At 70.9% G+C, this 11,503-nt stretch carries 10 protein-coding genes; 2 read left to right on the top strand and 8 right to left on the bottom strand.

What is annotated here, in order from left to right; translation table 11 throughout:
* Nucleotides 1–3: 3 nt before the first annotated feature.
* From AAC691_RS01310 to AAC691_RS01280, 7 genes are all read right to left on the bottom strand, one after another.
* Complete coding sequence (locus AAC691_RS01310; RefSeq protein WP_408906041.1) at nt 4–882, bottom strand: MlaE family ABC transporter permease; 879 nt, start codon at nt 880–882, stop codon at nt 4–6.
* Complete coding sequence (locus tag AAC691_RS01305; protein WP_342628694.1) at nt 879–3,218, bottom strand: adenylate/guanylate cyclase domain-containing protein; 2,340 nt, start codon at nt 3,216–3,218, stop codon at nt 879–881. The genes AAC691_RS01310 and AAC691_RS01305 overlap by 4 nt, the downstream gene beginning before the upstream one ends.
* A gap of 119 nt (nt 3,219–3,337) precedes the next feature.
* Entirely contained in the window at nt 3,338–4,018 is a 681-nt protein-coding gene (dnaQ, locus tag AAC691_RS01300; protein ID WP_342628693.1) for a DNA polymerase III subunit epsilon, read from the bottom strand.
* On the bottom strand, nt 4,015–4,617 hold the full coding sequence (coaE, locus tag AAC691_RS01295; RefSeq protein WP_323990891.1) for a dephospho-CoA kinase: 603 nt from the start codon (nt 4,615–4,617) through the stop codon (nt 4,015–4,017). The genes dnaQ and coaE overlap by 4 nt, the downstream gene beginning before the upstream one ends.
* Before the next feature lies 1 nt (nt 4,618).
* Nucleotides 4,619–5,506, bottom strand: coding sequence for a shikimate dehydrogenase (locus tag AAC691_RS01290; RefSeq protein WP_342628692.1), 888 nt, complete (start codon nt 5,504–5,506; stop codon nt 4,619–4,621).
* Nucleotides 5,503–6,225: an N-formylglutamate amidohydrolase gene (locus AAC691_RS01285; protein WP_323993654.1), complete on the bottom strand. Its 723-nt coding sequence runs from the start codon at nt 6,223–6,225 to the stop codon at nt 5,503–5,505. The genes AAC691_RS01290 and AAC691_RS01285 overlap by 4 nt, the downstream gene beginning before the upstream one ends.
* A gap of 144 nt (nt 6,226–6,369) precedes the next feature.
* Entirely contained in the window at nt 6,370–6,960 is a 591-nt protein-coding gene (locus AAC691_RS01280) for a TlpA disulfide reductase family protein (RefSeq protein ID WP_342628691.1), read from the bottom strand.
* Nucleotides 6,961–6,963: 3 nt separating this feature from the next.
* Between AAC691_RS01280 and argH the strand changes: the two genes are divergently transcribed.
* Both argH and AAC691_RS01270 read left to right on the top strand, forming a co-directional pair.
* Nucleotides 6,964–8,397, top strand: coding sequence for an argininosuccinate lyase (argH, locus tag AAC691_RS01275; RefSeq protein WP_342628690.1), 1,434 nt, complete (start codon nt 6,964–6,966; stop codon nt 8,395–8,397).
* Nucleotides 8,394–8,564 (top strand): hypothetical protein, encoded by a 171-nt coding sequence (locus tag AAC691_RS01270; RefSeq protein WP_342628689.1) that lies wholly within the window; start codon nt 8,394–8,396, stop codon nt 8,562–8,564. The genes argH and AAC691_RS01270 overlap by 4 nt, the downstream gene beginning before the upstream one ends.
* A gap of 19 nt (nt 8,565–8,583) precedes the next feature.
* On the opposite strand, the gene AAC691_RS01265 is transcribed toward AAC691_RS01270, so the two are convergent.
* The gene (locus tag AAC691_RS01265; RefSeq protein ID WP_342628688.1) at nt 8,584–11,502 is read right to left on the bottom strand and encodes a DUF4175 family protein; all 2,919 of its coding nucleotides are present in this window, start codon (nt 11,500–11,502) and stop codon (nt 8,584–8,586) included.
* Nucleotide 11,503: the final 1 nt, after the last annotated feature.

Below are 11,503 nucleotides of genomic sequence, written 5' to 3'. Positions count from 1 at the left end.
CGCTCAGAACCCCAGGCTGAACACGATATTGACCCCCAGCACCAGCAATATCCCCCGGGCGAAGCCGCGCGGCATCAGGGTGGCGATCGTATCGTCCCGGTCGACCAGCAGCCCGGTCAGACAGGACCCCAGCCCGATGCAATAGCCGACCAGGACGAATTTCAGCGGAATGATCAGGAAATCCCACGCCGACATCGCCCTCAGCACGTTCGAGAAGAAGGTCCAGACCGACGTGCTGATCACGCCCGCCGTGTGGGTGACGATGAACCCCATCAGCAATGACACGGTCGCGAAGATGATGCCCAGCGTGAACCCGCCTACCGTAAAGGCGAAGGTGCGCGGCAGGACCAGCAGCAGGAACGGGTCCAGGCCCTGGGCCTCCATGGCGCGGATCTGCCCGCCGAGGGTCAGCATGCCGATTTCCGTCAGGCTCAGCATGCCGCTGCGCCCCAGCAGGATGACGCCCACCAGCACCGGTGCGATCTCGCGCACCAGGACCGACACCAGGATCGATCCCGTCATCTGCGCCATGCCGGCGAAGCCCAGCCAGTACGCCGCCTGCGACACCACGGTCAGGCCGGCCAGGGTCGCGGTCACCAGCACGCTCAGAAAACCGCCGCCCACGACCTGGCGCAGGCACAGCCGGAATTCCTGCCGGACCGTCCGGCGCCAGGTATAAGGCCGCAGGGTTTCGCGCAGCACGCCCCAGCCCGCCCCGACCAGCACCAGCGCGAAACGGACCTGATGCCGCGTCAGCCGCCCGATCGCGGCCAGGGGCGGCCGGACGCGCCCCAAGAGCGCGGCCAGTCGCGCCCTCCAGGGCCCGGGCAGCGCCTCCGCCCCGTCGTTCCCGGCTCTTTCGCTCCCCACTCTTTCGCTCATCGGCGCCCCGCCAGGACATAGGTGCGCGTAACCCCCGCCTGCGGCATGAAGAAACTGCCGCGCTCACGAAACAGGAAACGCTGCCGCAGCAGGTGATAGACCGTCTCGGTCACCTGGATCGTGCCGATTTCCGGCGCACCGTAGGCCATCATTTCGGCCATGCCGATGGCATCGCCCCAGATGTTGAAGGCCCGCGGCTCCTGCCCCAGCAATCCGCCGAAGACCGGTCCGACATCGATCCCCATGCGGAACACGGGCTCCAGGTCCGCCTCGGCCAGGACCGACAACGCGGCCTCGCGCATCGCCAGGGCGGCGTTGGCCATCCGCTCCGCGGCCCCCGGATCGGGCGTCCGGCTGCAGCCGGCGACGCAGACCAGCCGGTGGCCCAGCATCTTGATCGCGTACAGGCCGCAGCGATGCGCGACGTCCTGCAGGCGCACCGCCAGCGTCTCGACCAGCGCCATCATTTTCGCCGGATCGGCGCGCGCCGACACGATCAAGTCAGAAAACGTGATGACCATGACCGCCACCGCCGGGAACAGCCCGGCCGGCATGGCCTCCCCCTCCACCGGAACAGCGCCGCCCGGCGGGACCAGGAAGCCGCTGCCGAATGCATGATCCGCTTCCTCGGCGGACGATCCGCCGGTCCGTTCGCCGGATGCCAGTTCGGCAGCGGCCGCCGCCACGGCGCCATAACGCTGCGCCGAAAAACGCGCGGCCACGATCCCGGCAATCGTGGCGATGAAATGCGATGCGGCGACGGCACGCGGCGCGTCCTCCAGCGTGATCACCCCGACCGGTCCCGACGCCCCCTGCACCGGCACCAGCGACAGGCCGCGGCTGCCGAAGGCCCGCATGAACAGCAGGTGGAAACTGGCGGTGCGCGCATCCGCCGCCGCATCGGCGACATGGATCGCATCGCCATGCGCCACGGCGTCGAAGAAGGGTTCAAGCTGGCTCCGCGACAGTTCGAACCCGCCGGAATGCGCATCCTGCCGCGAATCGTAGGAATCGACGCACAGCAGCGTCCCTCCGTCATGCATCAGCCGCCAGATCGCCACCCGTCGCGCGTGCGACAGTTCGGCCATGCCATGGGTCAGGATCAGCGCGTCGTCCGTCGGGTCGAACAGGTTGGGATAGCCGGCCACCGCCTGCAGCGCCTGGCTCTCGCGTCCCGACGCGGCACGCGCCTGCTCAAGCTGTTCCGCCAGCCGGTCGCCGCGCCGCCCCTGGCGGAACAGCAATACCCCCAGCACGCCGGCCAGCGCCACGATCACCAGCGAGAACACCAGGTTCTGCCGCCCGTCGGCGAGGGCGAAATTCGCGAAATCGCTCTCGGGCGCGACCAGCAGCAGCACCCATTTCCGCGCAGTCACCGGCAGGGGAGCGGCGATGGAAATGAAGTTGCGCTTGCCGCTTCGGACCGTATGCGGCCCGTATCCTTCCACGCGATATACGTCGAAAGCCTGCGCCAGGATCGGATAGGTCCCGGGGTCGAGCACCATCTTCGCCGGGTCCCAGCCGGCCTTCTTGGCCACGTCCACCATATGGCGGCCCGCCAGCAGGTGCCCGTCCTGGTCCAGGATCAGCGCGTGCCCGCTCTGTCCGATCTTCAGCGAATCCAGGAAATTGGTCAGTTCGTTCAGCGACAGATTGACCGCGAAGACATAATGCCGCCCGTCCAGGGTCTGGAATGCGATCGAAGCCGTGATGATCAGTTGGCCGGTCTGCGCAATCAGATAGGGGTCGGACCAGTAAAGCTGCCCCGACCGCACCGCGCCCCGATACCACGGGCGCGTCCGCGGGTCGAAGCCGCCGGTCGGGTTGCTCTCGGTGCGCAGCGGCCGGTCCTGCGCGTCACGGAACTGATGCACGAACTGCGCACCGGCCCCCAGTCCCGTCAGTTCCGTGGTTTCCAGCCCCTGCCCCTTGGGATCGCGCTCGACCAGCGCGAAATGCCCATCCGCGTCGGCCAGGTAGAAGGAATGGATCTGCGGCACGTGGCGCAGCATGCTGCCGCCATAGGAATTGAAGATCCTGCCGGTCACGTCCTGGGCGCCATGCTCCAGCAGGTCGCGGGCGATCACCGTCCCGGCGGACGCGGGCGAAAGATAATCCCCGACTTCCTGCGCGATGTAATCCTGCTGGCTGACCAGCAGGTCGTGGGTCAGCGACAGCGCGCCGTCACGGATGACGCGATAGGAATGCACCCCGATCGCGGCAATGACCGCGATGACCAGCGCCACGCCCAGGATGGGCACGCCGACCTGCAGCAGGACACGCCGCATTTGGTCCGACCGTGCATCGGCCGGATCCACGATCTCGTCAGCGGACAATGCTCTCTTCCTGGTCTACCATGGCGCCGCGCCCCGTCATGGTACGACCATAGGCCATTGGAAACGCAAGCGCCAAGACCGCCGTGTCCCACCGGCCCCGTGGCCGTCCCCTGGCCCGTTCACGCCAACCAGATCGGGTCCTTGATCTTCTCCAGGAAACGCGCGTGCGCCGCCAGTTCCGTCTCGCTCGGTACGATCGGGCGGGGCATGCGCGCCGCGGCCCCGGCATAGCTGTACGTCGCCTGGACCGCGCCGCCATCCTCGACCGTCAGCCCCAGCCCGCGCTGCCGGCCGCCCCTCAGTTCCAGATAGACGTCGGCCAGCAGCCGGCAGTCCAGCAGCGCGTTGTGGGTGGTGCGCGCCGACAGGTCGATGGAAAAGCGGCGGCACAGCGCATCCAGGCTGTTCGGCAGGCCCGGAAACCGCTCGCGCGCGATATCCAGCGTATCGACCATCCGCTCCAGCGCCAGGACGGGCAGGCCCGCGCGCTGCAGCTCGGCGTTCAGAAAGCCGAAATCGAAGCGCGCGTTATGGGCGATCATGTCGTCCTGGCCGATGAAGTCCAGGAATGAAGCCGCGACCTCGTGAAAGCGCGGCTTGCCCTCCAGGTCGGCCAGTGTAAAGCCGTGCACCCGCGACGCTTCCTCGGGGATGTCCCGATCGGGATGGATCAGCACATGGTAATGCTGCCCGGTCGGCAGATCGTCGATCAGTTCCAGCGCGGCGATTTCGATCACCCGGTCCCCGTTCGCAGGGTCCAGGCCGGTCGTTTCCGTATCGAACAGGATCGAACGCTTCATCTCTTCCTCTCCTCCGCGCGCAGGCGGGCGACCAGCCGCCGCACGCGCCGCACCGTATCCCCGCGCGACAGGCCGGTCAGGATGACATCATCCGCCCGCCGCCGCTTTTCGCGATCCGGCATCTGCCGGGCGATCAGCGCCGCCGCCTGGTCGGCCGAAACGTGGCGCCGCCTGGCGATCCGGCTGATCTGCACATCCCGGGGCGCCGACACCACCGCCACCCGGTCGCAGGCCCGATCGCCCCCGGTCTCGAACAGCAGCGGAATATCCAGCACCGCCCAGGACCGGCCGCGCCGCCTGGCCCGCGCCAGAAACCGCATGCGCTCCTGCCGCACCATCGGATGGATGATCCGCTCCAGACCCCGCATGATCTGGGGATCGGCCAGGGCCGCGCGGCGCAGCACAGCGCGGTCCAGGACCCCGTCGCGCACCGACCCGGGCACAAGATCCGCGATGGCGGGCAGGGCCCGCCCCCCCGGCGCCTGCAGCGCATGGACCGCCGCATCGGCGTCGAACACCGCAAAGCCCGCCGTGCCCAGCAGCCGGGCCACGGTCGACTTGCCCATGCCGATCCCGCCCGTCAGGCCCAGGACGCGCATCCTATCGCGCCAGATCGGCGTCGAGCAGCGCCTCGATCTCGGCATCCACCACCGGGTCGACCCCGAACCAGGCGTGAAAGCTCAGCCGCGCCTGATGCAGCAGCATGCCCGCCCCCTCGACCGCCGTCAGGCCCCGCGCCGCCGCCGCGCACAGCAGCGGCGTCCTGCGCGGGACATAGACAATGTCGCTGACCACCAGATCGGGCGCCGCCGCCGACAGGTCGGGCATGAACGGGCCGTCGGGCCCGCCATGCATGCCCAGCGACGTCGTGTTCACCAGCAGCGCATGGTCCGCCAGGCTGTCCGCCCAGCGTTCCCAGTCGATCACGGCGATCCGCCCTCCCTCGCTGCCCAGCGCCTCCGCCAGGGATTCGGCGCGCGCCCGGGTGCGATTGGCGATCGACACCGCGATCCCCCGGTCCAGCAGGCTGGCCGCGATCGCCCGCGCGCCCCCTCCTGCCCCCAGCAGCAGCACCGGCCCCCGGTCCACGTCCACGCCCTTGCCTTGCAGGCTGGCGACGAATCCGTCGCCATCGGTCGAACGCGCCGCGATCCGTCCGTCCACGCCAAAGACCAGCGTATTGACCGACCCCGAGCGCCGCGCCGAACGATGCAGGTCGTCCGCGATCGCAAAGGCCGCTTCCTTATGCGGAATGGTCACGTTCGCCCCGCGGAATCCGGCCGCGCCCAGGCCGCGCGCCGCCGCCGCGAAATCTCCCGGCCGCACCGGCAGCGGCACATAGGCCCCGTCGATCCCATGCCGGGCCAGCCAGAAATTATGCAGCAGGGGCGAGCGCGAATGCGCGACCGGCCAGCCGATCACCCCCGCCAGCAGGGTGGCGCCGCCGATGGGCCGCCACCCCGGCGGCGGCATGCTCGTTCCGGTCATGCCCGATAACGCTCCCATGCAAGCGGCAGCAGCCGCGCCAGCCGTTCCGCCCATTCCCGCTGGCCAACCGCATCCGCCACCAGGTCCTGGCGGATCTCCAGCTCGACATGCGGCAGCCCCCGCGCCTCGGCATGTGTGGGAATCGTGTAGTCGCTGGTATCGGTCAAGGCATAGGGCTCGTTGTCCCCCACCAGCAGCCCGGTCTCCTCCTCCAGCAGCGCCTTCAGCATCAGGCCGAAACGCGGCGCATGGTTGTGCAGGATGCCGGCATGCCAGGGCCGCGCCACTCCGCCCATTTCCGGAGTGAAGCTATGCAGCGCCACCACGATCGTGGAGTCCGCCGGCCGCCCGGCCAGTTCGGCGGCGATCCGGTCGTGATAGGGACGGAAGATCGCCGCGACCCGCGCCGCCACGTCGTCGTCATCCAGGTCCAGGTTGCCGGGCACCGCCGTCCCGTCGCTGACCCGCACGACCGAGGTCGGATGACCCGGCGCGCGGTTGCAGTCGATCACCAGCCGGGAATAGGCCTGTTCGATCAGGATCGTATCCAGCAGCCCCGCCAGGTGCCGCCCCATGCCGGCCATGCCGATATCCCAGGCGATATGGCGCTCCCACTCCGCCGCCGGCACGCCCAGGTCGCCCAGGCCGGCCGGCACCGCGCGCCCCGCATGGTCGCTGACCAGGACGAAGGGCGACGCGCCCGCCCGCCCATGGATCATGACGGGCGCCGGGTCATGCGGCCCCAGCAACCCCGTTCGTCCTGAAGGACCCGGACTGGAAAGACCGTGGCCCGAAAGATTATCGTCCCGCACCGTGCCCCCGAATTCCGCCGGCCTCATCCCGCCCGCCTCGTTCCAATCCTCTCACCCCGCCATGCGGCGCAGCAGCGCCGGCACATCCGGCGCATCCCACAGGACCGGACCGCCGATCCGCAGGATTTCCCGCCCCCTGCGATCCAGCACCAGGGTCACGGGCACGCCGTCCTCGTGCAGCGCCGCCGGAATCGCCATCTGCGGATCGCACAGGATCGGCAGGCCGGCCACGCCGTGAGCGGCATAGAAGCGGCGCACGGTCGCCGCCCCGCCGTGATCCACCGATACCGGCAGGACCGCGATGTCGCCGCCGGGCGCCGCATGCCGGGCCAGCGCCGCCAGCGCCGGCATTTCGGCCACGCAGGGCTGGCACCAGGTGGCCCACAGATTCAGCACCACGATCCGTCCCCGCCAGTCGGCCGGCGTCCGCACCGCGCCGGTCCCGTCCGCGAAGCGCATGTCCGGCACGGCGCGCGGGGCATGCGGTCGCAGGCTGGACAAGGGCACGGCGACCGGCCCGTCTTCCGCCGCCGCCCGGCACGGCGCAAGGATGGATTTGCACCCGAGCCATGCGGCCAGTAGGGTGCCGCCATTCGCGAGCAGGGCGCGGCGATCGACGGGTTTCGACAAGATCTGGGGCATGGAATGTCTGTGAACGAAGAACAGCAAACGGGCAAGGACGGTGCGCTGGCCAACGCTCAATGGGGCGGGCGGTTCGCCGGTGGCCCGTCGGCCATCATGCAGGACATCAATGCCTCGATCGGCTTCGACCAGGCGCTGTGGCGGCAGGACATCGCGGGCTCGCTGGCCCATGCCGCCATGCTGGCTCGGACCGGCATCATTTCCGAAGCGGACGAGGCCGAAATCCGCAGGGGCCTGACCGAGATCGGCGCGGAGATCGCCGCCGGCCGGTTCACGTTCAGCACCGCGCTCGAAGACATCCACATGAATATCGAGGCCCGCCTGTCCGAACGGATCGGCGAGGCCGGCAAGCGGCTTCATACCGCGCGCTCGCGCAACGACCAGGTCGCCACCGATTTCCGTCTGTGGGTGCGCGATGCCATCGACGGGCTGGACGCGCAGGCGGCGTCGCTGATGCGCGCGCTCAGCCGCCGCGCGCTGGAGCATGCCGATGCGCCGATGCCCGGCTTCACCCACCTGCAGACCGCCCAGCCCGTGACCTTCGGCCACCATCTGATGGCCTATGTCGAAATGCTGGCGCGCGATCGCGGGCGGCTGGCCGACACGCGCCGGCGCCTGAACGAATGCCCGCTCGGCTCGGCCGCGTTGGCCGGCACGTCCTTTCCCATCGACCGGCGGATGACGGCGGCAGCCCTGGGCTTCGACCGCCCCACCGCCAATTCGCTGGACGCGGTGTCCGACCGGGATTTCGCGCTGGAATATCTCTCGGCGCTCTCGATCCTGGCCATGCACCTGTCGCGCCTGTCCGAGGAAATCGTGATCTGGTGCTCGGCGCCGTTCTCGTTCGTGCGCCTGTCCGACGCCTTCACCACAGGCTCGTCCATCATGCCGCAGAAGCGCAACCCCGACGCCGCCGAACTGGTGCGCGCCAAGATCGGCCGCATCAGCGGCGCGCTGGTCGGGCTGCTGACGGTCATGAAGGGCCTGCCGCTGGCCTATGCCAAGGACACGCAAGAGGACAAGGAACCGGTCTTCGCCGCGACCGACGCCGCCGCCCTGTCGCTGGCGGCCTGCGACGGCATGGTGCGCGACCTGGTGCCCCATACCGAACGGATGCGCACCTATGCCGGGTCGGGCTTCTCCACCGCCACCGACCTGGCCGACTGGCTGGTACGCGTCCTGAAACTGCCCTTCCGCACCGCCCACCACGTCACGGGCCGCCTGGTCGGCCTGGCCGAAAAGCGGGGCGTCGACCTGGCGGACCTGACGCTGGAAGAAATGCAGGCCGAGGAAGCCGGCATCACCGCCGAAATCTTCTCGGTGCTGACCGTCGAATCCTCGATCGCCTCGCGCACCAGCGAAGGCGGCACCGCGCCGGCCAATGTCCGCGCCCAGGCCGCGCGCTGGCTGGCCGCCCTCGGAGAGCCCGCGGCATGAGAAGCATGGGCGGCATGACGAAGGGCGCGACCCGCCTGCTGGGCACGCTGCTGCTGCTGGGCGCCCTGGCGGGCGGCCTTGCGGCCTGCGGCAAGAAGGGGGGGCCCTCCGCCCCCGGCCCGGCCTCGCACATCACCTATCCGCGGACCTATCCGGCCCCCGACTGACGGCCGGAATCGGGCGCGTTCAGAAGGATTTCAGCAGCCGGTCCAGGTAATCCAGCTCTTCACGCGGGCGGGTCCGGTCGGAATCGCGGCGGCGCAATTCCTGCTCGATGTCCCGGGCACGCTCGCGCGACATCGTGTCGGGCACATGGGTGTCGGCATCCAGCCCGTCCTTGCCCTCGCCGGTGCGGCGGCCCAGCGGATCGCGGTCCCCGCCGCGGTCGTCCGCCTGCGCATCGTCACCGGATTGCCCGCCATCGCCCTGGCTGCCGTCACCCGGGCCGCCCGCGCCCGATCCGCCGCCGATGGCCGGCAGCAAGCTGCCGGCTCCGCCGCCCGAACCCTTCATGGCCTGACGCATCTGCTGCGCGCCCTTCTGCAGGTCGGCCAGGGCCTTGCGCTGCGCGTCGGCCGCATCGGCATCGCTGCCGGCGGACAGGGCGGACCGGGCCGCCTTCATCGCTCCCCGCGCATCGGAAAACCCGCCGGGCGCGCCCTTTCCGGTCAGGTCCTTGAACTCGCTGCCCAACTGGTCCAGCGCACGGTCCAGCGCATGCTGCACGGCGCGATCCTGATGCCGGGCCTCGCCATCGGCCGCATCGTGCGGGGCGGGCTGATCCCCCGTCCCACCGCTCTTTCCGTCCGCCTCCCGGCTGTCGGCGCCTTGGGGCGTCCGGTGATCCTCTTGCCCGTCCGTTTCGTCCGGCGGCATGTCCGGCGGCGGCTTCAGCCCCAGTTGGCGCAGCAATTCGGCGGTCGGCATCGATGCCAGGTCGCGATCCGTGTCGGGCGCACGATCCCCCTGGGCCGCACGCCGCGCCTCCTCGACCCGCTCCTGGGCGCGGCGCGCCCGGTCCAGCCGCGACTGGCTGTGGTCCAGCAGGCCGGACTGGCGGCGGATCAGGTCCTGCAGCGCCTGCTGCTGTTCCAGCGCCTGCTGGCGGGCCTGCATCTGCCGCGCCATGGCCGCCAGGTCCTGCGGCGTGGCCGAGCGCATGCGCTCCAGCATGTCTTCCATCTGCTGCAGGGCCTGCATGGCCTCGGCCGACCGGCCGTTCCGGGCGGCATCCTGCATCTGCTGCATCATGTGCGACAACGCCTTGTCGCCATCCTGCGCCAGGCCCGGCAGGGCGGGAATGGCGGTGTGCGACCGCACGGCCTGCTGCGTCAGGGCCTGCATGCGGCGCATGATCGCCTGGCGCAGCGCCTCGACCCGGCGCTGCAATTCGGCCTGTTCGGCCGGGGACTGCCCTTGCGCGCCCAATGCCCGCATATGGTTCAACTGGGCGGCCACGGCCTCCTGCGCCGCCCGGACATCCAGCGCAGCCTGCGCTCCGGCGCGCCCGCCCTGCGCACTGTCCTCGATATCCAGCGCCAGGTACCACAGCCGCGCCAGCGCCTGGTCGACGGCCCGGGCGGTCGCCGCGCCGGCCTCGACGTCCCGGCTTTCCAGCAGGGCTGCGGCACTGGTCAGGTTCAGCAGCATTCCGGCATCATGCGCGAACGGATCGGGCGTCTCGCCCAGCGCCAGCAGGTCGCTCGCCGCCGTAAAGCGGCTCTCCCGTCCCACGGCGACCCGGCGGCGCACATCCAGCACCGCCCTGGCCATCGGATTGCGAAACAGCCGCGCCCCCAGACGAAAGCGGATCTCGTCGCTGCGCCCTTCGCGCCCGCTGGCACTGGTCGCCACCAGGCGCCCGGCTACTTCCTCGCCCGCCCAGGGATCGGCGGAAAGGTCCGGCAGGGCGGTGCCCGTCACCTCCTTGGGCCGGCCATCCACCGGGATCGGCACGGATAATACCCGCTCCCCCTGGCCCTGCGCCTGCTCCCTGCCCGGCCGAATCAGATGCAGCTCGGCCCGCAACGTGGCGATGCCATAGGCCTGCCGCGCGCTATAGGGCAGGCGTGTCCGCCATTCCCCCGGCATGCTGCCCGCCCCCGCCCTCCAGGACACGGCCGGCGCGGCGTCGGGCAGGATCGTCACATTCCACCGGCTGAAGGACCGCCCACGGCCGCGCAGGGTCAGGCTCGCGCTGCCCAGCAACTTTATGTCGGCCGACCAGCTACCGGGGCCCAGCGGGCGGAACCGGCCCGGCCCGGTCACTGGCCCGGTCACTGCCCCCGCCACTGCGCCGCCTCTCGCCGCCGCGCCCTCTCCGTCGGCCGCCACGCGCAGCGACGGCCGGCCGCGCAGATCGGTCACGCTGATGCTCAGCACCGCGCCCTCGGGCACGACCGCCGTTCCCGCACGGTCGTCCAGGAAAACCGGCGCCCCGGGCGCATAGGACGGCATGGTGATCCAGGCCTGGATATGCGGACGCGGCGCCCCCGGATCGTCCAGCCCCGGCCAGAACGCCGCCGCCAGCCGCCCCGGCGCGTCGCCGCCGGCCCACAGCAGCGCGGCCAGCAGCCCCGGCACCAGAATCATCCCCAGCCGCCACCGGTCATGCGCCGCCACCGACAGGCGCGGCCAGCCGGCGCGCAGGCGGCCGATCGCCTGCCCCGTCCGGCGCAGATGCTGCGCCCACAGCGCGGCCTGCCCGGCCCCCGCTTCCGCCGGATGGTCGGACAGGGCCTGCAACGGCCGATGCGCCAGGCCCGACGCCAGTTCGATCCGCCGGTCGATCCCGCGCGCGGCGGGCGGCACGATACGGCGCCCGCGCCAGGCCAGCCACGCCACGGCAGCCCCCGCCAGCACCAGCAGCAGCAGGACATGCCACCCGTCCGGCAAGCCCTGCGGCAGGCCCAGCAGGCCCGCGATCATATAGGCCAGCACCCCGCCCAGCACCGGCAGCAGCACCGGCCACACGGCCTCGATCCACAGCACGGCGCGCGCCCGATGCCGCGCCGCGGCCAGCCGGGCCGGAAACGACGCCGGCACCGCGCCCTGCCCGGCCATGTGCCCGGCCATCTCCTGGGGGGAAGCGGTCCCGCCCGTCATG

It is taken from the genome of Nguyenibacter vanlangensis (assembly GCF_038719015.1).
Classification (GTDB): Bacteria; Pseudomonadota; Alphaproteobacteria; order Acetobacterales; family Acetobacteraceae; genus Gluconacetobacter; species Gluconacetobacter vanlangensis.
Note: the sequence above shows the minus strand (reverse complement) of the source record. Positions and strands in the feature narration are given on the sequence as shown.

Coding starts and splice junctions, on each gene's coding strand:
- AAC691_RS01285 (WP_323993654.1), bottom strand. CDS start 6,225: ATGATCCATGGGCGGGCGGGCGCGTCGCCCTTCGTCCTGGTCAGCGAC.
- argH (WP_342628690.1), top strand. CDS start 6,964: ATGTCTGTGAACGAAGAACAGCAAACGGGCAAGGACGGTGCGCTGGCC.
- AAC691_RS01270 (WP_342628689.1), top strand. CDS start 8,394: ATGAGAAGCATGGGCGGCATGACGAAGGGCGCGACCCGCCTGCTGGGC.
- coaE (WP_323990891.1), bottom strand. CDS start 4,617: ATGCGCGTCCTGGGCCTGACGGGCGGGATCGGCATGGGCAAGTCGACC.
- dnaQ (WP_342628693.1), bottom strand. CDS start 4,018: ATGAAGCGTTCGATCCTGTTCGATACGGAAACGACCGGCCTGGACCCT.
- AAC691_RS01265 (WP_342628688.1), bottom strand. CDS start 11,502: ATGACGGGCGGGACCGCTTCCCCCCAGGAGATGGCCGGGCACATGGCC.
- AAC691_RS01290 (WP_342628692.1), bottom strand. CDS start 5,506: ATGACCGGAACGAGCATGCCGCCGCCGGGGTGGCGGCCCATCGGCGGC.
- AAC691_RS01310 (WP_408906041.1), bottom strand. CDS start 882: ATGAGCGAAAGAGTGGGGAGCGAAAGAGCCGGGAACGACGGGGCGGAG.
- AAC691_RS01280 (WP_342628691.1), bottom strand. CDS start 6,960: ATGCCCCAGATCTTGTCGAAACCCGTCGATCGCCGCGCCCTGCTCGCG.